Genomic DNA, 26,751 nt, shown 5'->3' with positions numbered 1-26,751 from the left:
TTAGTAATAAAGGAATATTTTTTCAGCAGATTCCCTTTTTTATTCGTCAAAAAAAATATTTCTCAAAAATCCACCCAAAAAGAAGTCATTTATTATTAAATTTGCATTTAAAAATAAGAATTATACAGGTATGATTGAAAAAATCCAACGTATCAAAGCAGAAATCGAGGCATTAAAAGTTTCTAAATCAGAAGATTTAGAGAATATTCGTATAAAATATCTAAGTAAAAAAGGAGAAATTTCTCAACTTTTCAATGATTTCAGAACTGTCGCCGCCGAACAAAAGAGAGAAGTAGGAAAACAACTGAATGAATTGAAGACTCTTGCAACAGAAAGAATCAATGCCTTGAAAAGCGAATTCGAAGATACCCATTCGGAATCTCAAAATATAGACTTGACACGAACAGCCTACCCCATTCCGTTAGGATCGAGACACCCGCTTTCCTTAGTAAAAAACGAAATATGCGATATCTTCGCCCGTTTGGGATTTTCAATTGCAGAAGGTCCCGAAATCGAAGACGATTGGCATGTGTTCTCAGCATTGAATTTTGCCGAAGACCACCCGGCTCGCGATATGCAGGACACATTCTTTATACAACGTTCTCCCGATATTCTTCTTCGTACACACACCTCGTCTGTACAAACAAGAACGATGGAGCACTCCCAACCCCCTATCCGCATCATTTGTCCGGGTCGTGTTTACCGCAACGAAGCTATATCTTACCGGGCACACTGCTTTTTCCATCAAGTAGAAGCCTTATATATAGACAAAAATGTTTCTTTTGCCGATTTGAAGCAAGCGTTGCTTTATTTTGCCAAAGAAATGTTCGGATCAGAAACTCAAATTCGACTCCGTCCTTCTTATTTCCCGTTTACCGAACCTTCTGCCGAAATGGATATATCCTGTAATATCTGCGGGGGTAAAGGATGTGCATTTTGCAAACATACCGGTTGGGTCGAAATTCTGGGTTGCGGTATGGTAGACCCCAATGTCCTCGAAGCATGTGGCATAGATAGTAAAATATACAGCGGTTATGCATTAGGCATGGGTATCGAACGAGTCACCAATCTGAAATATAAAGTCAAAGATTTACGAATGTTCTCTGAGAACGATGTACGTTTCCTCGAAGAATTCGAATCGGCTCATTAAAATTTATGTGAATGGAGTTTTGTAAAGTCGCTTGTGTTCTCGCGGGAGGAGGCATAGGTTCTGTTGCAAGGTTTTTTATCGCTTCGGAAATTCAACGTCTTTTCCCGGCTTATCCGTGGGGAACATTATGTGTAAACTTAGCAGGCTCTTTTATCATCGGGATACTTTGGGCTTTTTGTTATTCTTTTGATTTTTCACCTAATCTGAGAGCTTTTTTATTCGTCGGATTATTAGGTGGATTTACCACGTTCTCCTCATTCTCTTTGGAAACGATGAATCTATTGAATTTAGGGAAAGCCCACAGTGCCCTATTCTATATCATCGGTACTAATCTCGGAGGTATTATTGCCGTTTTCGGAGGATTTTTCTTAGCGAAATATAGTCTTCATATGATAAAATTTTTATAACGCCATGACTACCAAAGAAAGATATGCCGGAGTCATTAAATGGTTTCAAGAAAACAAACCTATCGCCGAAACCGAATTGCAATATCACGACCCATTTCAATTACTGATTGCAGTCATTCTGTCGGCACAATGTACCGACAAACGGGTAAACATGATAACCCCGGCTCTATTCGAAGCATTCCCTACTCCACAAGATCTGGCCGCAGCTACACCGGAAGAAGTTTATACATACATTAAAAGCGTATCATATCCCAATAACAAATCGAAACATTTGGTGGGAATGGCTCGTACACTCATCGAACAGTTCAACGGTGTCGTACCTTCCGAAATAGAAGATTTGCAAAAATTACCGGGAGTGGGCCGAAAAACAGCCAACGTCATAGCATCGGTCGTATTTAACAAAGAAGCGATGGCTGTCGATACTCACGTTTTCAGAGTCTCCAACAGAATCGGACTTACCAACCATTCAAAAACTCCTCTCGAAACAGAAAAAACATTGGTAAAAAATATTCCGGGACACCTACTCCCCATCGCACATCATTGGTTGATTCTACACGGACGTTACATTTGTATGGCTCGCAAACCCAATTGCTTGGAATGCGGAATCCGCCCATATTGCAAATATTACAATCATAACCAAAAGAATAATGCCGAAGAATAATTCTCCGGCATTATTCTTTTTATAAAAAACACTTCATTATTCGGGAATATAACATTCGAGTAACTTCGCAGAAGTTTCTGCCTCGATTGTCACCCATGAGAGTGTAGCGGGAATCAATGCGGTTTGTCCTTGATGTAAAGATATCGTGTAACCGTTATTATCGGTCAATCGCACTTTTCCACCCATACACATATAGATAACGAACGAATCATGTCCCGAAACGGAACGCTTCACACTTTTATCCACTTCGATTAAATTCGTTTCGAAATACGGGCATTTGACTAAACCGACAGCATCGTTATTTTTAGCCGCATAATCGGTTCGTAAATTATCATACATTTTAAAATCGACTGCATCGATAGACTGCTCGATATGCAACTCTCTGGCATTGCCCTGCGCATCTCTACGATCATAATCGTATATGCGATAAGTAATATCGGAGCTTTGCTGAATCTCGGCTATCAATATTCCCTCACAAATAGCATGAATACGGCCTGCCGGAAGAAAGAACACATCGCCGCTTTTCACTTCATGAAATTGCAATACGTCGGTAATCGTATTATTTTTGATTCGCTCTACATACTCTGCGGGAGTTATTTGCTTAGAAAATCCCGAATAGAGGCCTGCTCCCGGTTTAGCGTCGATGACATACCACATCTCGGTTTTCCCAAATGAATTGTGCCGGGCCATCGCCAACTCATCATTGGGGTGAACTTGAATAGAGAGATTATCGTGTGCGTCGATAAATTTAATCAACAACGGGAATTTATCGGCATAGCGAGCTGCGACATGCTTCCCCAGCAAATTCGCCCCGTCGCGCTTAATCAACTCCGTAATCGTTTTCCCTTTATCTTCCCCCTCGCTAACGACCGATACACGTTCGCCTACTTGTGAGATTTCCCAACTTTCACCGATACCGGGGTGAACTTCGGGTAACTGTTTGAATCGGCTGATTTCTTCTCCACCCCAAATCATAGGACGAAGAATGTCTTCAAATTTCAAAGGATACATAGCTTTTATTTTTTATATCAACATTATAATTATAGAGTTATTCGATACTTATCCGGTTCTATGTTTTTACCTGTCCAAAACGCAGGCTCGCTCTCGGTTCCATACCTGTCACGAGCCACTATGGCATAATTTCTATAAGGAATCGACAATGAACATGAATGTATATTTTTAGGTAATACAGCCACGATCTGATCTCCCGTATTCATATCCAAAGAATCATTTGTCGCATACAATACATAGGTGAACGCACCATCTGCCGGACTCCAAGAAATATTAGAAACACCGCCCTGTGCCTCCACTCGTAAATTGTTCGGGGTATCCGGTATTTGCGATATGGGATTTTTCAACCCGGGTGTCAAGGCCGGATACCTGTAAAAACAGGAAACGAGCCATTGCCTCAAAATCGTATGCGTATGTAAATTTTCATATCGGAAATAGGCCTGTCCCACTCCCATTTTCCGAGTGGTCTCGATTTGTCTCTTTATTTCTATGAAAGGCCAATTACCTTCACTCTTATCCAACCGGTAAACACCCAAGCCACTTATTACTTTTTCGGGAGGACAAGAATTTACCCAGTCGTACAAGAACGGATAATAATTTTCTTCCCTGAAATACATCATCGGGACAATAAAATCATGCCGTCCGCTCTGCAACCAATCCTTCGGATTTTGCGAAACAGCCTCCATGCAGCTCCATTCCGCAGGGAAACCTTCTAATGAAGCATATCTGCCTAACGGTGAACTACTGACTTTCACCCACGGCTTTAATCGTTTCACCTCTTCATAAATGGCTGTGACGATACCGGTTATATTGTCTTCTCTCCAACGCAACAAAGACTTGCTTCTACTTCCCCACTTCCTAAACGAATCGGTATCGGGAAACCTCATCGCATTATCGGGATAACGCACATAATCCAAATGAATACCGTCGACATCATATTTAGAAACGACTTCCCCGACTAATGCTCTTAAATAATCCTTCACTGACGGATTCCCCGGATCAAGAAACCATTCCCCCGATAATTGCTTACACCATGAACGATGGCGGGCAACAACCGAAGAACTACCTTGTTTTTTCACTTGCCTATTCGATCCCACCGGAAAAGTGACGAGCCAAGCGTGGCATTCGATGGCCCGTTTATGACATTCCTCGATGACGAAAGCAAGAGGATCATATCCGGGTTCCCGCCCATGACTTAAAACGGCAGCCCACGGTTCGTATCGAGAAGAATAAAAAACCTCACCTCGAATACGCGCTTGAAAAAACACCGTATTGATTCCCACCGATTGCAACTCATCGAGAATACAACACAACTCTTTCTGCTGTATATATCTATCGGACAAAACCTTTACCGGACGCGAAGGCCAATCCAATCCCCAGTTCGTTGTTATCCACACCGCCCTCATTTCATATTTCGGAGAAGAAGGAAATATGGAAACACAGATAAAACAAACTGAAAGAAGTATTAGCAGTCGTTTTTTCATTAAAGATTTGTATTAAGAGAAATAGTGCAAACAAAAGCAGAAACAAATTTATCGGACTCTACCGAGCACAGTCTATTTCCACATTTGGTGCAAAGGTACATTTTTATTCCCACAAAATATCTTTACAGAACTTATTTCATACGACAAAAACTCAACTCCCAAAAATAAAATAAGAACGACAGATTATCATAAAAAATAGTACCTTTGCAATTCCATACGAAAGATTATGAATACAACTTTCGCCACCATATTAGAAATTGTCGGCACACTGGCCTTCGCCATTAGTGGTATTCGATTAGCAGCCGCAAAACAATTCGATTGGTTCGGAGCCTATGCTGTCGGGCTTGTAACAGCCATAGGGGGTGGAACGCTCCGAGATGTCTTGTTGAATGCAACTCCTTTCTGGATGATAAACGGCAGCTACCTCACCGTAACGGCCATAGCTCTTATTTTCGTCATTATTTTCAAACAATACTTGGTAAAACTCGAAAATACGTTTTTCATATTCGATACGATCGGGTTAGCTCTATTTGTCGTTGTGGGAGTAGAAAAAACACTCATGTTCGGATTTCCGTTTTGGGTAGCGATCGTCATGGGAACCATTACGGGATCGGTCGGCAGTATCATTCGCGATATCCTCATCAACGAAGAACCTCTGCTATTTCGTAAAGACATCTATGCCTTAGCTTGTGTTGCCGGAGGAATCATGTTTTATCTAGGAGAAAAAATGGGGTTCAACAGTATAACCAACCAATCCATTTGCGGCATATCGGTCGTTGCGGTTCGCTTACTCGCTGTAAAATTTCACTGGTCTTTGCCAGCCTTGAAAGATGACACGACCAACCCCATTAAAGACTGACATTTCATCATGTTCGAACGACTGAAAAAATACGATAAAAAAGCAATAGGACAATTTATTCGTTTCGGTATTGTCGGTATCATAAATACCCTTATAACGCTTATCGTCATTTACTTCCTGCAAGAGATTCTACATGTAAAATATACCATATCCAATTTTATAGGCTATATAGCAGGTGTCGTCAATAGTTTCTTTTGGAACAAACTTTGGGTATTTAAAAAATTAAATAGTAACTTTATCCGCGAAGCCATCTTATTCCTCATCTGTTTCGGGATATGCTATGGCATACAATTTATATCGTTACTCATTTTGGTAGAGATATTATATGTACCCGATTCTTGGGCTCAACTTTTGAGTATGATCGTATATACACTGTGTAATTTCATTATGAATAGATGTATCACTTTTAAAAAATAAAAGTTTCATACCATGAAAGTATCTGTAATCATTCCCTGTTATAACGAAGAAGAAGTACTACCCTTGTCCCATAAGCGATTTTCCCAAGTAATGGAAAGTACGGCTCACGATTATGAACTTATTTTCGTTAACGATGGGAGCAAAGACCACACAGAAGAACTTTTACTCGGTTTCGCCAACGATGATCCTCATACAAAAGTAATATCGTTTTCCAGAAACTTCGGACATCAAAATGCCGTGAGTGCAGGATTACACAACTGTACCGGAGACATTGCCGTTATCATCGACGTGGACCTGCAAGACCCGCCCGAAGTTATTCCCCAAATAATAGATACTTATTTGAAAGAAGGCAGTAATGTAGTATATGCGGTACGCAATAAACGTGAAGGGGAAACTTTCATGAAAAAATTCACTGCCAAGATTTATTATCGCATGCTCAACTCTCTATCTGACTACACATTTCCTGTCGATACAGGCGATTTCAGGCTCATCGATCGCAAGGTTTTGGATGCATTCAAACAGTTTCCCGAAAAGCATAAATATTTGCGGGGACTTTTCAGTTGGATGGGATTTAAACAAACTCCGTTCTATTATACCCGTAACGAACGTGCTGCCGGCAGAACGAAATATTCCATACGAAAAATGTTTTCATTAGCCTCGGCCGGTATCTTCGGTTTTTCTAAAAAGCCATTAAAATTGGCCATATCATTAGGAACACTTTCCATTTTTATAGCATTGGCTTTTGCTATCTGGGTATTCATCATGTACCTTTCCGGCAAAGAATCTATCGTTCCGGGGTGGTCTTCGACAATCATTACTATCGTATTTTTAGGTGGAGTGCAATTGTTTACCATCGGAATACTCGGAGAGTACATTGGAAACATCTTCGATGAAACCAAAAATCGCCCGGAATATATTATAGATAAAAAAATCAATTTTGATCCTCATAACAACCAAACGATTTAAAGACTGTCTCCATTATGAATGTGCCTAAAATAAGTTCCAAGACATCTCTATTTCTTTTACTGTTAGTCATCAGTACCTTAACGATCATACCCTATTTGGGGCTAACCAACTTCCACACCAAAGGAGAACCCCGGGAAGCCATCGTGGCAGTCAGTATGTTACAAAACGACAACTGGATACTACCTATAAACAATGGCGGAGACATCGCCTACAAGCCTCCTTTTTTTCATTGGTGTATCGCAGCGTTGTCCCTTCCTGCCGGAGAGGTAACAGAGTTCACTTCGCGCCTTCCTTCGGCATTGGCGACAATCATTATGGCAATCGCGTGTTTTCTCTTTTTTGCCAAACGTAGCAGAAATGACATAGCATTCCTTGCTTCTCTATTACTACTCTCGGGATTTGAAGTGCATCGGGCTGCAATGGCGTCGCGAGTCGATATGGTACTGACCTGCTTCATCGTCTTAGCCATGCTCCAATTATATCGATGGTGGGAACTCGGGTTGAAAGGAATCCCCATTTGGGCAATACTATTTATGAGTATAGCTACGCTCACTAAGGGACCGGTGGGCATCGTACTTCCATGCGCCGTAATCGGCATATTCCTTCTTTTCCAAAAAGTGTCTGTATGGAAAGCCTTCTATAAAATTATTCCCATAGCACTACTATCCTGTATTTTGCCTTTACTCTGGTATTATGCGGCCTATCAACAGGGAGGAGAAGCATTTCTACGGCTCGTTATGGAAGAAAACGTCGATCGCTTCTTGGGAAAAATGTCATACGGTTCACACGAGCAACCCATCATCTATTACGTTTATATTACCTTAGCGGGTTGGTTACCGTGGTCGCTTTTAGTTATCATGTCATTATTTACCTTAAAATACAAGAGACCACAAGGCACGGTCAAACTATATTGGGAACGATTCAAAGACTATATCACACACATGGATAAAATGAGACTGTTCAGTCTCCTATCCATTGTCATCATATTCGTTTTTTATTGTATCCCCAAAAGTAAAAGATCGGTATATATTCTTCCCATTTACCCATTCATAGCCTATTTTTTGGCAGAATACATGCTCTTTCTACTCAAACAAAGACCGCGAATATGGAGAATATTTTCAATTTTCATAGCATTTATCGGGGGATTTTTATTGGTGGTTCTAACTATCGTCAAAAGCGGAATTATAGACAAATACGTCATGTCTTCTACGAGTGACATCAGTCACTATGTAACAGCCCTTTCCGAATCGTGGGATATCATATTCATCATTACTGCCATATTTATAGTATTCTTAATTTATGACATCTATAAGAGCAAACGATACCTAACCTATAATAACCGTTATCTTTACTCGGTCGTAGCCCTGTTTTTCGGCATTCAACTGATGTTGGACGCTTCTACTTTGCCGGCTATACTCAATGCAAAATCGATGAAACCGTTTGCAGACAAAGTAGTATCGACTGTCCCAAATGGAGAGATATATTCTTATGTATCGTCCTCTATGATGCGATTTTTCATTATTAATTTTTATGCTCAAAACCGAGTCATTGACTTCGAAAAAGAAATGCCTAAAAATGGTTATTTACTCGTTGGCGAACGGGATTTCAATTATATAAAAGAAAAGTACGGAGAACAATATACTTTTGAACAAACCCTACGAAGCGACCGTAAGGGAAACGACGTGAAAGATTATATTCTACTTTTCAATTTTCAAGAAAACACAGCAGAATGAAGATTAAAAAGTAAAATGTTTGTCACATTGTTGAAATATCTGTTTCTCAATTTTGCACTATCATAAAAATTGAAACTATGGCCAATTACAAAATTTTAGTCGTCGATGACGAAGAAGATTTATGCGAAATTTTGAAATTCAATTTGGAGGTCGAAGGATATGACGTAGATACGGCAAATTCGGCAGAAGAAGCGCTACAAATGAACCTGACCAATTATAACTTATTGTTGCTCGATGTCATGATGGGCGAAATGAACGGATTCAAAATGGCCTCTCTGTTAAGAAAAAACGAGAAGCTGAAACATATTCCCATCATTTTTTTAACGGCCAAAGATACCGAAGACGACAAACTCATGGGATTTAATATCGGTGCGGACGATTATATATCGAAACCGTTTTCTATCCGAGAAGTGATCGCAAGGGTCAAAGCCGTACTAAGACGGATTGTAGACAAAGAAGACCCGGCTATTTTACAATTTGAAAAATTGTACATAGACCCTGTAAAAAAACGAGCGTTCATAGACAATACAGAACTCCCATTGACTAAAAAAGAATTTGAAATATTATCCCTCCTGCTTTCCCACCCGGGACAAGTTTTCTCTCGTGAAGAAATATTATCGAAAATATGGACAGACGAGGTATATGTTTTAGACAGAACTATCGATGTCAATATTACCCGCCTACGCAAAAAAATAGGAGAATACGGTAAGCGCATCGTAACTCGTCTCGGATACGGATATTGTTTTGAAACAGCTTAATTTATGTCTACCGAGAAGGTTCGAAAATCTATGACGTTCGATAGAAAATTATTTTTTTCTATCGGCTCTCTTTTCATCGTTTTTATCGCTATTATTTTACTATTCGAATATAATCTAGAAAAAGAAAACCGACAGCAATCTCTAAATGCCCTTTTACAAGATTATAACGAACTCATATATTCCCAAATTAAAAACAAAGAGATAGACCAAATTTCAATCGACTCCATCATACAGAGTATTACTCGAAAACCTCTAAGAGTAACTATTATATCGGCACACTCTGGAAAAGTGTTGCTCGAAAGCCAACAAGAAAAAGAACCAAACTCCATCGCAAACAACCATTTGGACCGCCCCGAAATAAGATCATCTCTAAAAAATGGGAATGGATATGCCATTCGATATTCTCAATCGTTCAAAAAAAATTTCTTCTATTCAGCTAAACGATATGACGATTGGATCATACGTTCCTCACTTCCTTTCGAACGGGAGAAATTTTCCATACTCAGTCCCAATAACGAATTCATATATTTCATGTTAGCGATATCGATTTTCGCCATACTGTTGCTTTATTATTTTTGCCACAGCTTGGGGAAATCCATTGCCGCTCTCAGCCAGCTATCTCAACAGGCAGAACAGGGAAAGCCTATACACATTACTATAAAATCAGGGGTAGACGACATTGGCAATATTACCCAAAGTCTTACTCACATTTATGATAATTTATTAAAAACCAAAGAGAAACTATCCATAGAGCAAGAGAAACTATTCAAGCATTTACAGTTCTCCAAAGAAGGATTGGCCTTTTTTTCCAAAGATAAAAGGATTATTATGGCCAATAATCTTTTTATTCAGTATCTCAATTTTATCACAGACAATACCCTATCTCCCTCCGACTATTTATTTAAAGAGGCCAATCTGAAAAAAATCAACAATTTCATTTCTCAAAAGCTCTATGAACAAAACGAACAGGAGGAATTTATTTCGGAGTCTATGGTTATAGACAAAGGAAGCCGAACTTTCCTCATAGAATGTATCATATTTCAAGACCATACATTTGAAATAGCCATTAACGATATTACCCAACAAGAACAAGAAAGCCGGTTAAAACGCCAACTTACTCAAAACATCGCTCACGAACTTAAAACCCCGGTCAGCAGTATCCGCGGATATATGGAGACCATTCTTTCCACCGAAATGGACGATAGCCGGAAAAAAATGTTTATGGAGCGTTGCTACGCACAATCCAAACGATTGACCGATTTACTAAGAGATATTTCAATGCTCAATAGGCTGGACGAATCTAAGGACCTCTATGACACGGATAATACCGATTTACAAAAAATCATCAATGAAGTTATTAACGAATCACAAGCGGCCTTGACAGAACGGGAAATGACCGTCGAGACGAAAAACCTCCACGAACGAATGTCCATAAATGGAAATTATTCCTTATTGTACTCCATTTTCAGAAATCTTACAGACAATGCCATAGCCTATGCCGGTATAGGAACAAAAATCACGATAGACTGTTATCTCGAAGATAGCAAATATTATTATTTCTCTTTCTCCGACAACGGAATCGGTGTCCCCGAAGAACATTTGAACAGATTATTCGAAAGATTTTACCGGGTTGATAAAGGTCGGTCCCGCAAACTCGGAGGAACCGGATTGGGACTTGCCATTGTTAAAAACGCCGTTCTCTTCCATAAAGGAGAGATATGGGTAAAAAACGGTTTATCAGGAGGGTTGAACATTCTTTTTTCATTACGAAAAGTTTAGGAACCCTATTCCTCTTTTCCCAAAATAGACACAGAAACATTAGGATTATTCAGGAAATCTCGTAACTTTGTAAAATCATGACATAAAAACTTGATTTTATGAACAACGAGAGTTTCAATAAATACATCGAACAAGCCATTAAAGAAAATTGGGAAAGAATCGCATTAAGTGATTTCGACGGTGTATCTTATCATTATAAAGACATTGCCCGCAAAATAGCCAAAATACATCTCTTATTAGAAAGTGCCGAAATAAAAAAAGGAGACAAAATAGCTATCTGCGGTAAAAACTCAGCTCATTGGGCAGTAGCCTTTTTTGCGGCAATCACCTATGGGGCCGTACCCGTCCCCATCTTACATGAATTCAAAGCAGACAATATACACCACATTGTCAATCACTCGGAAGCAAAACTGCTATTTGTCGGAGATATTGTCTGGGAAGACTTGAACGAAACGCTAATGAAAAACCTGAAAGGAATCTTCCTATTAAATGACTTTTCCTTATTAAGATCAAAAAGTGAAAAGCTGACGGATATGCGGAACCGATTAAACGAATACTTCGGGAAAAAATATCCTGCCCGATTTACCCCTGATGCCGTAAGCTATTACGAAGATTCTCCCGAGGAACTCGCCGTTATCAATTACACCTCGGGCTCCACCGGTTTTTCAAAAGGAGTAATGCTCCCCTACCGCAGTTTATGGTCCAATGTCAAATTTTGTTTAGACCATTTACCGTTCTTGTCCGCAGGTGACGGTATTGTTTGTATGTTGCCGATGGCACACATGTACGGCATGGTTATAGAAATGATACACCCATTTTTAAAAGGCTGTCACTTGCATTTCCTGACTCGGATTCCCTCTCCTAAGATCATCATGGATGCTTTTGCTACGGTAAAGCCCAAACTAATTATAGCCGTTCCTCTCATCATCGAAAAAATTATCAGAACCAAAGTGTTTCCTTTATTAGAGAAACCTTTGATGAAACTTCTTTTAAAAGTTCCATTCTTAGACACTCAGTTATTGGCAAAAATCAACGATAAACTTTACGAAACGTTCGGAGGAAACCTCTCTCAAATGATTATCGGAGGTGCGGCTTTAAATAGAGATGTAGAACAATTCCTGCGTCGTATCAATTTTCCCTTTACCGTAGGATATGGCATGACCGAGTGCGGTCCGCTCATCTCTTATGCCCCGTGGAACGAGACTCGAATCGGCTCTTGTGGGCGGATAGTGGACCGTATGGAAGGAAGAGTAAACTCTTCGGATTCAGAAAATATCGTAGGTGAACTGCAAGTGAAAGGTACGAATATCATGCTGGGATACTTCAAAAACGAAGAAGCTACTCAGGCGATATTCACCGAGGACGGCTGGATGAAAACCGGAGACTTATGTACGATAGATGCCGATGGGTTCATATATTTGAGAGGGAGAAATAAAAACATGATATTGGGTCCGTCCGGGCAAAACATTTATCCGGAAGAAATCGAAGATCGACTGAATAATATGCCCTATGTATGCGAATCGCTCATCATCGAACAAGACGGCAAATTGGTCGCTCTCGTTTACCCCGATATAGAAAACGCACAACATTCGAATATATCCGGCCATGCATTAGAAACTCTGATGGAAGAAAACATATCGACCCTCAACAAAGAACTTCCGGCTTATAGCCAAATCAGCCGTCTTAAAATCTATTATGAAGAGTTCGAAAAAACACCTAAACGAAGTATAAAACGATATCTTTACCAAAGCCATTAAAGGCCATTGGATTAAAAAAGAAAAAGAATTAAACGCCGGCAAAATATACAAAAACACATCGTTTGTAATTGCCGGCTTTTTCATATCTTTGCAAACCGATGAGAAAGGCCTGTATTATCATATTATCCGTACTTTTCTGTTCACTTTTTTCAGAGGCTAAGAAAAAACAGGATATTCCTGCTCCTTATGCATGGAGTATTACCCAGCCGTTAGGGTCGAGATATGATGTTCCTATGGATACTCTCATGCACAATTTTTACAGCACGGATATTCCTTCCAGCTATTCAACGGCTTATGGGACGACCGGGAATCTCGGCGCTGCTGCTTTTTCCAAAATATTTTTCGACAGGCCTTTACCCTCTGAATTTATATTTAAAGATCCATTCGGCCATTGGATACAAACAGCCTCTTCATGGAAATTCTATAATTCACACATACCTTATACCCAACTATCTTATCTGACAGGAGGCTCGAAACAAACTGCCCAAGATGATTTAAAAGCTGTTTTCTCTGGAAATTTTAATCAGAAACTGGAATTCGGAGGTAGCATCAATTATATCCTATCGAGAGGCCACTACCAGCATCAAGCGACGAAAGACCTTGCATACAGTATCTTCGGAAGCTATTTGGGAGACCGATACGATATTCAATTTTTTCTTAATACATATAATTTCGTAAACCAAGAAAACGGAGGTATCTCGGACGATACATACATACTTCGTCCCGAAGAGGTACAAGGAGGACAATCGAGCGTAAACACCCAAACGATTCCAACCAATCTGACGGATGCGTACAACCGTATTCGCGGTAAAGAATACTATGCCACCCAACGATATAAATTCGGGTTCTATCAAGAAGAAGAGCAAGACACAACCGTGATACGTACATTCATTCCCGTCACCAGCATTATACACACCATCGAGTATAACGAAAATAAGCATAGGTTTGTCAATCAATCGGCAACCGAAGACACTACCTACTTCGCGAACACCTATTTAGGTCTTGGAGGGACGAATGAAGAAACCCGATACCAGTCTATACGAAATACTTTCGGAATATCATTACTCGAAGGATTCAATAAGTATGCAAAGATGGGATTGGCGGCTTACGCCACTTACGAATATCGCCATTTTTCCCTGCCTCAGGACACCCTTTCGGCTGGAACTACAATAGAGGGATTGACTCCACGTCCCGATATATCCAATCCTCGCAGCCACGGAGAAAGTCTTCTATGGGTCGGTGGAGAAATTTCAAAACAAAAGGGAGAATTACTGACTTATCATGTAAACGGAAAATTCGGACTTGCCGGAGCAATCATAGGTGATATCGACGTCACTGCCGATATTCGCAGCCGATTCAGGCTTTGGAACGACACCGTTCAACTAAGGGCTTATGGATTTTTCAAAAACACCGAACCTTCTTATTTCTATAAGAAATACACTTCCAATCACTTCATTTGGGACAATGATTTCGGGAAAACACGTCGAATGAGAGTCGGAGGTGAATTCAACATAAAACGGTGGAGAACCAAATTGAACGTCGGTGTCGAAAATATACAAAATTATATCTATTTCGACAATAATAGCTTGCCCCGGCAAGAGAGCTCCATGATACAAGTATTCCACGCAAAACTCAATCAGGATTTTAAATTTGGAGTTTTTAATTGGGAAAACGAAATAGTTTACCAAAAATCGAGCAAACCATCGATAATCCCCTTACCCGAATTGAGCGTATATAGCAATATGTACCTTTTATTCAGAATCGCCAAAGTATTGCATGTTCAATTAGGTGTAGATTGCCGTTACTATACAAAATATAAAAGCGAGGCTTTCCAACCGGCGACCTTAACTTTTCATACCCAAGATGAAATCGAAGTGGGAAATTATCCTTTCATGAACGCATATATAAATATGAAATTGAAACAAACTCGTTTCTTTGTCATGATGTCGCACGTGAATCAAGGGATATTCGGGGGAAATAACTACTTCTCATTACCACATTATCCGTTAAATCCAAGTATGTTTCAAATGGGGTTATCCATAGATTTTTCCAATTAACGATATGAAGCTCAAACGACACATATTTATATATGCCGCGCTATTGATAATAGTTGTCGGAACAATGATATGGTTGCGTCCCCGAAACACTTACCGACCGAGAACTTTCGAGGAAATCAAAGCCGATGGTGTTTTGAGGATCGTTACGGATTATACCCCATTGTCTTACTATTTACAAGGCGACAGCCTATCGGGATTCGACTACGAATTGGCCCGTATGGTAGGTAATCGAAGCGGGCTTTCCATTGAGATAACCCCAGAAGTTAACCTAAGCAAAAGTATCGATGGATTGAAAAAAGGCCAGTACGACATCATTGCCCGTCAATTGCCCGTAACGTCCGAAATCAAGGAAGAATTGGCTTTTACCATACCCATTCAACTGAACAAACAAGTATTGGTTCAAAGAAAAGATCCAAAAGCGCAAAAAAAACTGATAAGAAACCAACTAGATTTGGCCGGAAAAACTCTATACATCGTTAGTGATGCTCCTACAAGATTACGCATTCACAACTTGTCTCGTGAAATAGGCGATACCATATATATACAAGAAGAAAAGACATACGGGGCCGAACAGCTCATCATGATGGTCGCTACTGGGGAAATCGACTTAGCCGTATGCGACAAAGCAATAGCCCAGCAAATGAGCAAAGATTATCCCCAAATAGACTGTAATACCGATATAAGTTTTACTCAGTTCCAATCATGGGCCCTCAGAAAAGACGACTCGATATTACTCGACAGCTTGAACAAATGGATTTCTGAAATTCAAAAAGAAGACAAATATAAAAAATTGTACAATTCTTATTTCTGACAGATAAAAATAAACAAAGGATTAAAAAAGTTTTTCTCGTATGAAACGACCTGATATAGAGCACGAAGGTATTATAACAGGTATTTCCAAATCGCATATATTCGTGCGCATCATACAACACTCGGCTTGCGCAGGTTGTCATGCGGCTTCATTGTGCACGACAACCGACCAAAAAGAAAAAATCATCGAGGTTGAAAAATGCGATTTTCCCATACAGATAGGAGATAAAGTTTCGGTAGCTCTTTCTACCTCGGCAGGATACAGAGCTATATGGTTTACGGCAGCCCTCCCGGTAATTCTCATTATGCTGTCGCTCGTCATCAATGAACGAATAGGAATAAACGAACTATATTCGGGGTTATGTGCCCTTGTTGTATTAGCGATATATTACACGATACTATATTTCTATCGCGATCGACTGAAAAAACGATTTAGATTTTTCTTGAAACCAATACATGTCTCATAACTTATGGTAACGGCAATCATCATACTAAGTATTATCGGACTCATCAGCGCAACATTACTTTACATCATTTCCCGTAAATTCCATGTAGAAGAAGATTCTCGAATCGACGAAATAGAATCTATTCTTCCGGGAGCGAATTGCGGCGGTTGCGGATATGCCGGATGTCGGAATTTCGCCGAACAATGCACGAAGGCCACATCGTTAGACAGTCTGTTATGTCCCGTCGGGGGTAATGAGGTTATGCAAAAGATTGCTCCCATTCTTGGCCTGAATGCTGTGGAAAAAGCTCCTCGTATCGCCGTTATCCGTTGCAATGGCTCTTGCGAGAACCGCCCGCAAACCAGCCATTACGAAGGCGCACACAGCTGCGCGGTCGTTTCCTCGCTTTATACCGGCGAGAGTAATTGTAATTATGGGTGTCTTGGCGAAGGAGATTGTGCGGCAGCTTGCGAATTCGGAGGTATCACGATGGATCCCGTCACCCGACTTCCCCGTATCGATTCCAACATTTGCGTTGCCTGTGGTTCTTGTGTAAAAGCCTGCCCCAGACATTTAATCGAGCTACGGAAGAAACAAGAATCCATGATATATGTGGCTTGCAATAACAAAGACAAAGGCATCATCGCCCGCAAAGTTTGTTCCGTCGCCTGCATAGGTTGTGGGAAATGTGTCAAGACCTGCCCCGAAAAAGCTATTTCTCTATCAGACAATTTAGCGTATATCGACGATAACCTCTGTCTATCATGCCAAGCGTGTGTCGACGGATGCCCTACCCATGCGATACATGCCGAAATAAGAAACAATATCAGGGAAACATCAACCCCCAGAAAGGAAACTGCAATATGTTAAAAACATTCCGCATAGGAGGCATACACCCCAAAGAGAATAAACTGACATCGCAATGCCCAGTAACCGCCATTCCGGTTCCCCGGCAAGTCTCTCTGATGCTCAACCAGCACATCGGAGCGCCGGCCAATTGCATTGTCAAGAAAGGCGATACCGTAAAAGTGGGGACTCTCATCGCCGAGGCCAACGGATTCTTATCGTCCAACATACACTCCCCGGTATCGGGAACCGTCTCGAAAATAGACAAAATAGCTAACGCATTCGGAATATATTCTCAGGCAATTATCATCGATACGGAAGGAGATGATTGGGAGGAATATATAGACCGGACTCCCTCTTTGGAAAAAGAGATTGCTTTATCTTCAAATGAAATTATACAAAAAATAGCACAAAACGGTATTGTCGGTTTAGGCGGTGCGACTTTTCCCACCCATGTAAAACTGACACCTCCCAAAGAATTCAAGCCTACGGTCCTCATCGTCAATGCGACGGAATGCGAACCCTACCTGACGGACGACCATGCTCTCATGCTCGAATCGCCCGAACAAATTATAATAGGCTGTCACATTCTAATGAAAGCTATCCATGTAAAACAGGCTTATATAGGAGTAGAAAATAACAAAAGAGACGCTATTGCCCTACTAAAAAAGCATGCCGAAAAATATCCGGGCATAGAAATAGTGCCCCTCCGTACCCGATACCCGCAAGGCGGTGAAAAGCAGCTCATCGATGCCATTCTTCATAAGCAAGTAGCAAATGGGGCATTACCGGTTTCGACCGGAGCTATCGTCCAAAATGTCGGAACCGCTTTTGCCGTGTATGAAGCCGTTCAGAAAAATAAACCGCTCGTAGAGCGTATCGTCACCGTTACAGGAGACGGTGTTAAACAACCGGGGAATTACCGGATAAGATTGGGTATGCCTATCCGTGAGCTGATAGAGATTGCCGGCGGTCTTCCCTCCGACAGCGCAAAGGTCATTCTCGGAGGCCCCATGATGGGAAAAGCGGTTTCCAATCTAGATGCCCCTATTCCCAAAGGCTGTTCGGGTATCTTGATATTAAACGAAGCCCATGCGCACCGGAGCGAAACCTCTTCCTGTATCAGATGCGGCAAATGCGTTTCTGCATGTCCTATGGGACTCGAACCTTATCTCTTGGCCAAATTGTCAGAAAATCATTTGTTCGAGAGAGCGGAAAAAGAACTCATCACCGCATGTCTGGAATGTGGCTGTTGTGCTTATAGTTGTCCGTCAAACCGTCCTATACTCGATTATATACGAATAGGGAAAAATGCAGTAAACCAAATCATACGATCCAGAAAACAATCTTAATTTATCTCGCAATGGAATTAACCGTATCGCCAGCCCCTCACATACACGATAATTTAACCGTCTCGAAATGCATGTACAATGTCATCATCGCATTGCTGCCTGCATTCGCCGTTTCCCTTTATTTTTTCGGAATCGGGGCTTTAATCGTTACTCTCTCGTCTATACTCTCTTGCGTCATTGTCGAATATCTAATCCAGAAATATTTACTGAAAGAAAAGCCTTCTATCGGTAACGGTTCGGCCATACTCACCGGATTGCTGCTGGCCTTCAACCTGCCCTCCAATCTGCCGATATGGATCGTTGTCATCGGTTCTATCGTTGCGATAGGGATTGCCAAAATGTCTTTCGGAGGCTTAGGGAACAATCTTTTCAATCCGGCTTTGGCGGGACGGGTATTTCTTCTCATATCCTTCCCTACCCAGATGACCCAATGGCCTCGGCCAATCGTATCACGGTGGAACTATACCGATACCGAGACCGGAGCAACACTACTTTCTAAATTAAAAGAAGAGGGAAGCCAGTGGATCGAACAAATAGATATCGCTAATCTATGGATTGGAAATCAAGGAGGTAGTTTAGGTGAAGTAGGCGCTATCGCCCTACTAATCGGTTTTGCCTATCTGCTTTACCGGAAAATCATCAGTTGGCATATACCCGTCTCTATCCTCTTGACAGTCTTCTTATTCAGTTTCGTCTTGGCATGCGGGCAAGAAACAGGCAATATGCAAAATATACCCATGTGGCAATATGCATTCGACTTTGCCCTCATTCAGCTATTGTCCGGCGGACTTTTGTTAGGGGCTATATATATGGCGACCGACTACGTGACCTCGCCCATGACCTCCAAAGGAATGATTATCTACGGAATCGGTATAGGTATCTTGACCGTCGTTATACGCCAATGGGGAGGTTACCCCGAAGGAGTTTCTTTCGCAATCCTTATCATGAATGCTTTTACACCGCTTATCAATAATTATATCAAACCCAAACGTTTCGGCAACCATCGATCATGAAGAAAAAAGATTCTACATTTTGGAACATGCTTTGGTCTCTGACCTTGATAACCGCCGTGGCCGGCGGACTATTGGGATATACCCATCGACTTACCCAAGAACCCATAGCACGTGCGACTAAGGCAGGAAGAGAAAAAGCAATCCAACAAGTCATTCCGAAATACGACAACTCCCCAATAGACGAACAATGCTCCTACACTGTCCGTAATGAATACGGTGAGACTACGGCGATCGTCTATCCAGCAAAAAAAGAGGGTATTCTCGTCGGAGCCGCTGTCGAATGCAGCAACTCCACAGGGTACGGTGGCGAAATACGTATTATCGTGGGTTTCGAAGCCGATGGAACGATTCGGGACTATCGAGTCCTGAAACATCAGGAAACGCCCGGATTGGGCGCAAAAATGGACGAATGGTTCAGAACCGAGAAAAATAATCAGAATATCATCGGGAAATCGCCGGTTCGCAACAAATTACAAGTTAAACAAGATTCAGGCGACATAGATGCCATCACAGCCGCGACAATTACATCGAGAGCTTTTTTGGCGGCCATACAAACCGCCTATACGGCTTATGCCGAATCTATGAAAGGAGGCAATCATGAGTAAAACGAAAATACTTTTAAACGGAATTATAAAAGAAAATCCGACTTTCGTCCTTCTATTGGGCATGTGCCCCACCTTAGGAACGACCACCTCGGCCATAGGAGGTTTGGGTATGGGACTTTCTACCCTGTTTGTACTAATTTGCTCCAACGTCGCAATCTCGATGGTCAAAAACTTTATCCCCGATAAAGTGCGAATACCCGCTTTCATCGTTATTATAGCTACGTTCGTAACCATTCTACAACTGTGTATGCAAGCCTATTTACCCGATTTATATGAAACACTCGGACTTTTTATACCCTTGATTGTCGTTAATTGCATTTTATTGGGACGAGCCGAGGCCTTTGCCGCCAAGCACAATCCGGTGGACTCCTTTTTCGACGGGCTCGGTATTGGACTCGGTTTTACATTTGCCCTTACCTTACTGGGTTGTATCCGTGAATTTTTAGGAACAGGACACGTATTCGGTATCTCGGTTTATCCCGAAGAATATGGGTCTCTCATCTTTATCCTCGCCCCCGGTGCATTTATCGCACTAGGCTTTTTAATCGCTATTATCCATACACTTAAAACCCGCTGATTATGCTCACCTATATCTCTATATTTGTTACCGCCATATTTGTAAACAATATAGTTCTATCCCAATTCTTGGGAATCTGCCCCTTTCTTGGGGTCTCCAAACGCATCGACTCGGCACTGGGTATGGGTGCGGCGGTAACTTTCGTCATGACCATAGCGACGATAGTTACCTATTTATTACAAACCTATTTATTGATGCCGATGAAACTGGACTACATGCAAACCATTGTTTTCATACTGGTTATTGCCGCATTGGTCCAGCTACTCGAAATTATCATCAAAAAAATAGCACCTTCCCTCTATCAGACCTTGGGCGTTTTCCTGCCATTAATCACTACAAACTGCACGATATTGGGTGTCGCATTGATCGTTATTCAAAAAAATCTATCGCTTCTCGAAGCTACCGTTTATGCCATATCGACAGCAATCGGATTCACATTGGCTTTGGTAATCTTTGCCGGGATGCGTGAACAAATGAGTTTATCCCATATTCCCAAAGCCATGCAAGGCACACCAATCGCACTCATCGCCGCCGGATTACTGGCTATGGCCTTTATGGGTTTTTCGGGTATCAAAATAGGATAACTATCAATTTATAAGTAATACACCATTATAAACTATGTTATAAAACATAATAAGACAAAAATATTACATTTTATCCATATTCGATATATTTTTTAATTAGACTATTAATTTAAAAGTCAATCATTTACACCGATAGGTAGTTTAACAAAAAAACTACCTATTTTACTATCAATTTAAAAATATATTTTTTATATTTGTGGAACTAAAAACAAAATCATATGGCTAATATTAAAGGTGCTGTTGTCGTTAACAAAGAGCGTTGCAAAGGTTGTGAGCTATGTGTAGTAGCGTGTCCGTGCCAAGTTTTGGCATTACAGCCGACCGAAGTTAATGACAAAGGTTATCATTATGCTTTTATGCAGAATCCCGACGCTTGTATCGGGTGTGCAAGTTGTGGTCTTGTATGCCCCGATGGGTGTATCACTGTTTATAAAGTAAAATTATAACCGGTTTAATCTCTAAATCCGTTAATTATGAAAGAAGATATAAAACTAATGAAGGGTAACGAAGCCATAGCACATGCCGCCATACGCTACGGAGCCGACGGTTACTTCGGATACCCTATTACGCCCCAGTCGGAAGTCATGGAAACACTCATGGAAGAAAAACCGTGGGAAACGACCGGAATGGTAGTACTACAAGCCGAAAGCGAAGTTGCAGCTATCAATATGGTGTATGGTGGAGCTAGTTGCGGTAAAGCCGTGATGACATCGTCTTCCAGTCCCGGTGTCAGCTTGAAACAGGAAGGAATTTCTTATTTGGCCGGTGCAGAACTACCCTGTTTGATCGTCAATGTGATGAGAGGAGGCCCGGGTCTCGGAACCATACAACCGAGTCAAGCCGATTATTTCCAAGCCGTGAAGGGAGGCGGTCACGGCGATTATCATTTAATCGCATTAGCTCCCGCTTCGGTTCAAGAAATGGCCGACTTCGTGGCGTTGGGATTCGATCTCGCTTTCAAATACCGTAACCCGGCTATTATTTTAGCCGATGGAATTATCGGGCAAATGATGGAAAAAGTGGTACTTCCGCCTTTCCGCAAACGCCGTACAGAAGAAGAAATAAGGGAACAAAATCCGTGGGCGACATTAGGAAAAACCAAAAATCGGAAAAGAAATGTAATCACCTCTCTCGAACTCGATCCGGCAATTATGGAGCAGAATAACATTCGCTTCCAATCCACCTACAAACGTATCAGTGAAAATGAAGTCCGCTTCGAGGAAATCAATTGCGAAAACGCCGACTATCTGATTGTCGCATTCGGTTCCATGTCGCGTATATGCCAAAAGACAATCGAGCTGGCAGCAGAAGAAGGTATCAAAATAGGATTGTTGAGACCCATCACGCTATGGCCGTTCCCGACGGAAGCTATCGCTCGCCATGCAAATCATGTGAAAGGAATCCTATCGGCCGAGTTGAATGCCGGACAAATGGTAGAAGACGTTCGATTGGCTGTCAACGGAAAAGTGCGAGTAGAACATTTCGGACGTTTAGGTGGAATCGTACCTACCCCCGACGAAGTTCTTAATGCTCTCAAAGAAAAACTAATGTAAATACCCGAACCTTTATCTGGTTCATAATTTTTATGCACATGGATATCAACGAAATTATAAAGCCCGAAAACTTGGTTTACACTAAACCTCGGCTGATGAACGATAATCCCATGCACTACTGTCCGGGTTGCAGTCACGGAGTAGTACATAAACTTATTGCCGAAGTTATAGACGAAATGGGTATTGAAGAAGAAACGATCGGTATCGCTCCCGTAGGCTGTGCTGTTTTTGCCTATAATTATCTCGACATCGATTGGATCGAGGCTGCCCACGGACGTGCGCCGGCCATCGCATCGGCCGTAAAACGGCTTAACCCCAAGAAAATGGTATTCACCTATCAGGGTGACGGCGATTTGGCCGCCATTGGAACGGCCGAAACCATTCACGCTTGCAATCGCGGCGAGAATATAGCCATCATATTTATCAACAACGGTATATACGGAATGACCGGCGGACAAATGGCTCCTACTACACTAGAAGGAATGGTGACCTCTACCTGTCCCTACGGACGGAATGTCGCACTGAACGGTTATCCTTTACGAATTGCTGAATTGGTAGAACGGGTGGACGGAACTTGTTACGTGACTCGTCAAAGTGTACACACTCCCGCCTCTATCCGCAAAGCGAAAAAAGCAATCCGGTTGGCTTTCGAAAACGCAATGGCCGGAAAAGGCACATCTTTGGTAGAAGTCGTATCGACTTGTAATTCGGGCTGGAAAATGTCGCCGGCAAAGGCTAACAAATGGATGGAGGAAAACATGTTTGCCAAATACCCGATGGGAGACCTCAAAAACGTATAATTAAAAACTACGGATATGAAAGAAGAAATTATCATAGCAGGATTCGGAGGACAAGGTGTACTCTCTATGGGGAAAATATTAGCCTACTCTGGACTGATGGAAGATAAAGAGGTTACGTGGATGCCCTCATACGGACCGGAACAACGCGGAGGAACGGCAAACGTAACAGTCATACTCAGCGATGAACGTATAAGTTCACCGGTATTGAATGCATTCGATGTGGCTGTTATTCTGAACCAACCTTCTCTTGAAAAATTCGAAAGTAAAGTAAAGCCCGGCGGTATACTCATCTATGACGGATACGGAATACACCACCCGCCTACGAGAACGGATATCAATGTATATTGCATCAACGCTATGGAAGCTGCCATAGAAATGAACAATACCAAAGCATTCAACATGATCGTATTGGGAGGCTTACTAAAACTAAGACCAATGGTAAGTATGGAAAATGTACTGAAAGGACTGAAAAAGTCACTGCCCGAACGACATCATCATCTCATTCCCATGAATGAACAAGCTATACTCAAAGGAATGGAGATTATTCGCAAAGTCTGAAACGGCTAATTTTATAATACTAAAAAAGCGAGGTGAAAAAAGAAAATCATTTTTCCCTCGCTTTTTTTATTTTTCTTTGTAACATATTTATTATTTATCCGTCTCCTATATGAAAGGCCCTAAAAGGTGCACCGGTCTAAATTAAAGTAACAACTAAAAAACAACAGATATGAAAACAAAAATTTTGATTTTAGCACTTGCAGCATTTTGCAGTTTCTCTTCTATCTCCGCCGGCAATTGTATCGACAACTTATTCAATACGGCTTCCCGAATGCCCAATGCAGAGAAAGTAAACCTCAATTCATTCGTTTTGGGATTGCTCAAACCATTTTCGTCAGAGCTGAAAGGAATAAAATCGATGAGTATTATCGATGCTGAAAATATCTCGTCCAAAGATTATACGAGATTCGAGAAAATAATAACACAATGCGATTCCGACGGCTATGAAACAGTAACCAGCTCGAACGAAGAAAACGAGATTGTTCGAATCCTGATGAAAATAGAAAAAGAAAAAATCCGGGAAATCGTCATTATCTCCCTCGAAGAAAATGAAATCAGTTTAATCCGAATCAAAGGGAAAATCGATCCCAATCAAATGCAGAATATCATAGAAGACAACGCATAATAAACAATAAATACATCACTATGAAATCAAGAATTTTTCTTCTTATTATAGTACTATTGTCGACTCTGCAAATTTTATTCGCCAATAACAAAATTGATAATCTTTTCAAAAAAACAAAAGAGCTGCCAAATGCCGAATACTATACGGAAGATTTCAAAAAGCCTCAGGTAAAAGGCGTAGTCGACGGTGTTAAGGCCATTGAAGTAGTAGAAGCCGATATAGACAACGCAACCTATCTAGCCCTAAAAAAAGAAATTGAAGAAGTAGACTTTAAACCCTATGAGACGATTCTCACGACCAGTGAAGACGATGAATTTGTAAAAATCCTTATCAAGTCTACTCCGAAGAAGATAAAAGAAGTAGTAGTCATATCCCTGTATTCAGACGAAATTAACGTCGTACGTTGCAAAGGGAACTTAAAATCCGACATGCTCGAAAAATCTAAAACGAACTAGATATGACTCATCAAGAGTTCAAAGCGAGATTTCTACCCTGTCATAAGAAAATGTATTACATCGCTTTTCGATATCTTGGAAATGAATACGATGCAGAAGATATGGTACAAAATACCTATCTGAAACTATGGGAGAAACGGGAAAGTCTTGAAAACATAGAAAACAACGAGGCTTATGCCATCACAACGATAAAACATTTATGCCTCGACACACTAAGAGCGCCACAAATCGAGACGGACAACGATTCTGTATTAGTTCAAAAGACAGAGCCTGCTCCACAACCCGATACGGCCTATGAAATAAAAGAAGACATGAAGGTTCTGTTGAACATCATAAATAAACTTCCCGAACAACAACGTAAAATTCTACTTTTAAGGCATTTCGAAGACAAAAGCACTGACGAGATAGAAACCGAAACCGGTTTGAGTAACGCCAATATACGGGTACTTCTCTCCCGAGCCAGAAAAACGATTAAAGAACTATTCATACAAAGATTATGAATGAACAAGAATTACGACAACAAATAGACATGTTCTTCAAAGGAGATCTATCGGATACCGAAGAACAAGGATTGAGAGACTATCTCGCAACCCACGAAGTTCCAGAGGATTTTATTCAAGAGAAGCGCATCATTTTATCTCTTATACCCGATCGTTCGGTACATATTCCCGATCATCTGGAAGAAAAATTATCGTCATACATAGATCGGTTGCCCGATAAAAAGAGGCAGGTTCTTTTTTCCCGAAATTGGAAATGGATAAGCGGTATCGCTGCCGGTATTATATTAGCGATTTCCACCGGATTATACATGTACCGACAACCATCTTCCAAACGACTCAGCAATCAAGAAATATATGCCTGTGCCGAGGCTCAACGAGCTTTAATTCTCGTTTCCCAGAAATTAAATAAGGGGACGAACCAATGGCAACAAGCTCAAAAAGAAATTATCGAGACCAATCGAATAGTCAATAAACATCTAAAATACAAATAATTATGAAACGGACAATTTATATTCTATTATTAGCTGTATTCGGTATTCTTTCAGCTACTGCCGAAAACAACTTCATAGAAAAATTCGCTAATCAAAAAGGAGTGACATACGTCAACATATCGAAGGCATTGCTGAATATGATGCCCGAAGGACAAATCGACGCAGAAGGATTAAATCTAAAAGCTGTTATCAACGAGTTAGATCGAATTCAAATCTTAACTTGCGAGGACAATGAAGCTCTGATTCCTCAAATGCGAAAAGAAAGTATCGTATTTCAAAAAGCTCCATACGAAGAACTGATGAAAGTAAAAGACGACGGCGAGACCGTAGCTTTTTACGTGCAACCCAAAACAGACAAAAAGATCAAAGAATTAATCATGCTGGTCGATGACGGCGACTGTGGAGAATTTACTGTTATACGTCTATTAGGAGATATTTCAATAACCCATCTTCAAGAGTTGACAAAAGACGCAGGGTTATAAACCTTATCCGCAAAC

At 41.1% G+C, this 26,751-nt stretch carries 30 protein-coding genes; 28 read left to right on the top strand and 2 right to left on the bottom strand.

Translation table 11 applies throughout. From position 1 onward, the window contains the following. Positions 1–130: 130 nt before the first annotated feature. From pheS to nth, 3 genes are read left to right on the top strand one after another with little or no spacing between them, the layout of a single operon-like run. Positions 131–1,150 (top strand): phenylalanine--tRNA ligase subunit alpha, encoded by a 1,020-nt coding sequence (pheS, locus tag QVD32_RS02550; RefSeq protein ID WP_008861971.1) that lies wholly within the window; start codon positions 131–133, stop codon positions 1,148–1,150. A gap of 11 nt (positions 1,151–1,161) precedes the next feature. Then, positions 1,162–1,557, top strand: a complete 396-nt coding sequence (gene crcB / locus QVD32_RS02545) for a fluoride efflux transporter CrcB (RefSeq protein WP_021891234.1) — start codon at positions 1,162–1,164, stop codon at positions 1,555–1,557. 4 nt (positions 1,558–1,561) lie between these two features. Beyond that, positions 1,562–2,218: an endonuclease III gene (gene nth / locus QVD32_RS02540; protein ID WP_008861969.1), complete on the top strand. Its 657-nt coding sequence runs from the start codon at positions 1,562–1,564 to the stop codon at positions 2,216–2,218. 36 nt (positions 2,219–2,254) lie between these two features. On the opposite strand, the gene QVD32_RS02535 is transcribed toward nth, so the two are convergent. Then, the gene (locus tag QVD32_RS02535) at positions 2,255–3,229 is read right to left on the bottom strand and encodes a type I phosphomannose isomerase catalytic subunit (protein ID WP_021891233.1); all 975 of its coding nucleotides are present in this window, start codon (positions 3,227–3,229) and stop codon (positions 2,255–2,257) included. A 29-nt stretch (positions 3,230–3,258) separates the two neighbouring features. After that, complete coding sequence (locus tag QVD32_RS02530; RefSeq protein ID WP_021891232.1) at positions 3,259–4,713, bottom strand: glycoside hydrolase family 10-like protein; 1,455 nt, start codon at positions 4,711–4,713, stop codon at positions 3,259–3,261. Positions 4,714–4,939: 226 nt separating this feature from the next. Between QVD32_RS02530 and QVD32_RS02525 the strand changes: the two genes are divergently transcribed. From QVD32_RS02525 to QVD32_RS02405, 25 genes are all read left to right on the top strand, one after another. Continuing rightward, complete coding sequence (locus QVD32_RS02525; protein WP_008861966.1) at positions 4,940–5,572, top strand: trimeric intracellular cation channel family protein; 633 nt, start codon at positions 4,940–4,942, stop codon at positions 5,570–5,572. Positions 5,573–5,581: 9 nt separating this feature from the next. Then, positions 5,582–5,989, top strand: coding sequence for a GtrA family protein (locus QVD32_RS02520; protein WP_021891231.1), 408 nt, complete (start codon positions 5,582–5,584; stop codon positions 5,987–5,989). Positions 5,990–6,001: 12 nt separating this feature from the next. Next, the gene (locus QVD32_RS02515) at positions 6,002–6,955 is read left to right on the top strand and encodes a glycosyltransferase family 2 protein (protein WP_021891230.1); all 954 of its coding nucleotides are present in this window, start codon (positions 6,002–6,004) and stop codon (positions 6,953–6,955) included. 14 nt (positions 6,956–6,969) lie between these two features. Then, on the top strand, positions 6,970–8,688 hold the full coding sequence (locus QVD32_RS02510; RefSeq protein WP_118687206.1) for an ArnT family glycosyltransferase: 1,719 nt from the start codon (positions 6,970–6,972) through the stop codon (positions 8,686–8,688). Positions 8,689–8,765: 77 nt separating this feature from the next. After that, positions 8,766–9,446 (top strand): two-component system response regulator PhoB, encoded by a 681-nt coding sequence (gene phoB / locus QVD32_RS02505; protein WP_008861962.1) that lies wholly within the window; start codon positions 8,766–8,768, stop codon positions 9,444–9,446. A gap of 3 nt (positions 9,447–9,449) precedes the next feature. Next, the gene (gene phoR, locus QVD32_RS02500; protein WP_008861961.1) at positions 9,450–11,225 is read left to right on the top strand and encodes a two-component system sensor histidine kinase PhoR; all 1,776 of its coding nucleotides are present in this window, start codon (positions 9,450–9,452) and stop codon (positions 11,223–11,225) included. A 98-nt stretch (positions 11,226–11,323) separates the two neighbouring features. After that, positions 11,324–12,982, top strand: coding sequence for an AMP-binding protein (locus QVD32_RS02495; RefSeq protein ID WP_008861960.1), 1,659 nt, complete (start codon positions 11,324–11,326; stop codon positions 12,980–12,982). Positions 12,983–13,080: 98 nt separating this feature from the next. Then, positions 13,081–15,039: a putative porin gene (locus QVD32_RS02490; RefSeq protein ID WP_008861959.1), complete on the top strand. Its 1,959-nt coding sequence runs from the start codon at positions 13,081–13,083 to the stop codon at positions 15,037–15,039. Between the two features lie 4 nt (positions 15,040–15,043). Next, a complete protein-coding gene (locus tag QVD32_RS02485; RefSeq protein ID WP_008861958.1) occupies positions 15,044–15,850 on the top strand; it encodes a transporter substrate-binding domain-containing protein in 807 nt (268 codons plus the stop codon). 40 nt (positions 15,851–15,890) lie between these two features. Continuing rightward, on the top strand, positions 15,891–16,316 hold the full coding sequence (locus tag QVD32_RS02480; protein WP_008861957.1) for a SoxR reducing system RseC family protein: 426 nt from the start codon (positions 15,891–15,893) through the stop codon (positions 16,314–16,316). 3 nt (positions 16,317–16,319) lie between these two features. After that, entirely contained in the window at positions 16,320–17,165 is an 846-nt protein-coding gene (locus tag QVD32_RS02475) for an RnfABCDGE type electron transport complex subunit B (RefSeq protein ID WP_008861956.1), read from the top strand. Then, positions 17,159–18,493, top strand: coding sequence for an electron transport complex subunit RsxC (gene rsxC / locus QVD32_RS02470; RefSeq protein ID WP_118687207.1), 1,335 nt, complete (start codon positions 17,159–17,161; stop codon positions 18,491–18,493). Before QVD32_RS02475 ends, rsxC begins: the two co-directional genes overlap by 7 nt. A gap of 11 nt (positions 18,494–18,504) precedes the next feature. After that, complete coding sequence (locus tag QVD32_RS02465; protein ID WP_008861954.1) at positions 18,505–19,506, top strand: RnfABCDGE type electron transport complex subunit D; 1,002 nt, start codon at positions 18,505–18,507, stop codon at positions 19,504–19,506. After that, positions 19,503–20,111 carry an RnfABCDGE type electron transport complex subunit G gene (locus QVD32_RS02460; protein ID WP_008861953.1) on the top strand — a complete coding sequence of 203 codons (609 nt, stop codon included), beginning with the start codon at positions 19,503–19,505 and terminating at the stop codon, positions 20,109–20,111. The genes QVD32_RS02465 and QVD32_RS02460 overlap by 4 nt, the downstream gene beginning before the upstream one ends. After that, positions 20,104–20,688, top strand: a complete 585-nt coding sequence (locus QVD32_RS02455; RefSeq protein ID WP_008861952.1) for an RnfABCDGE type electron transport complex subunit E — start codon at positions 20,104–20,106, stop codon at positions 20,686–20,688. Before QVD32_RS02460 ends, QVD32_RS02455 begins: the two co-directional genes overlap by 8 nt. 2 nt (positions 20,689–20,690) lie before the next feature. Then, positions 20,691–21,272: an electron transport complex subunit RsxA gene (gene rsxA / locus QVD32_RS02450; RefSeq protein WP_021891220.1), complete on the top strand. Its 582-nt coding sequence runs from the start codon at positions 20,691–20,693 to the stop codon at positions 21,270–21,272. Between the two features lie 218 nt (positions 21,273–21,490). Continuing rightward, positions 21,491–21,718, top strand: a complete 228-nt coding sequence (locus QVD32_RS02445; RefSeq protein WP_008861950.1) for a 4Fe-4S binding protein — start codon at positions 21,491–21,493, stop codon at positions 21,716–21,718. Between the two features lie 27 nt (positions 21,719–21,745). Continuing rightward, entirely contained in the window at positions 21,746–22,825 is a 1,080-nt protein-coding gene (locus QVD32_RS02440) for a 3-methyl-2-oxobutanoate dehydrogenase subunit VorB (protein ID WP_008861949.1), read from the top strand. A 38-nt stretch (positions 22,826–22,863) separates the two neighbouring features. After that, a complete protein-coding gene (locus QVD32_RS02435; protein ID WP_008861948.1) occupies positions 22,864–23,625 on the top strand; it encodes a thiamine pyrophosphate-dependent enzyme in 762 nt (253 codons plus the stop codon). Between the two features lie 15 nt (positions 23,626–23,640). Further along, entirely contained in the window at positions 23,641–24,183 is a 543-nt protein-coding gene (locus QVD32_RS02430; protein WP_021891219.1) for a 2-oxoacid:ferredoxin oxidoreductase subunit gamma family protein, read from the top strand. A gap of 169 nt (positions 24,184–24,352) precedes the next feature. Next, positions 24,353–24,808, top strand: coding sequence for a DUF4252 domain-containing protein (locus QVD32_RS02425; protein ID WP_021891218.1), 456 nt, complete (start codon positions 24,353–24,355; stop codon positions 24,806–24,808). 20 nt (positions 24,809–24,828) lie between these two features. Beyond that, positions 24,829–25,263 (top strand): DUF4252 domain-containing protein, encoded by a 435-nt coding sequence (locus QVD32_RS02420; protein WP_021891217.1) that lies wholly within the window; start codon positions 24,829–24,831, stop codon positions 25,261–25,263. A 2-nt stretch (positions 25,264–25,265) separates the two neighbouring features. After that, positions 25,266–25,763, top strand: coding sequence for a GFO_1088 family ECF-type sigma factor (locus tag QVD32_RS02415; RefSeq protein ID WP_021891216.1), 498 nt, complete (start codon positions 25,266–25,268; stop codon positions 25,761–25,763). Continuing rightward, the gene (locus QVD32_RS02410) at positions 25,760–26,254 is read left to right on the top strand and encodes an anti-sigma factor (protein ID WP_021891215.1); all 495 of its coding nucleotides are present in this window, start codon (positions 25,760–25,762) and stop codon (positions 26,252–26,254) included. Before QVD32_RS02415 ends, QVD32_RS02410 begins: the two co-directional genes overlap by 4 nt. Positions 26,255–26,256: 2 nt before the next feature. Continuing rightward, the gene (locus QVD32_RS02405; RefSeq protein WP_008861942.1) at positions 26,257–26,736 is read left to right on the top strand and encodes a DUF4252 domain-containing protein; all 480 of its coding nucleotides are present in this window, start codon (positions 26,257–26,259) and stop codon (positions 26,734–26,736) included. Positions 26,737–26,751 lie beyond the last annotated feature (15 nt).

Origin of the sequence: Barnesiella sp. (assembly GCF_022723415.1) — a bacterium.
Lineage (GTDB): Bacteria > Bacteroidota > Bacteroidia > Bacteroidales > Barnesiellaceae > Barnesiella > Barnesiella intestinihominis.
Note: the sequence above shows the minus strand (reverse complement) of the source record. Positions and strands in the feature narration are given on the sequence as shown.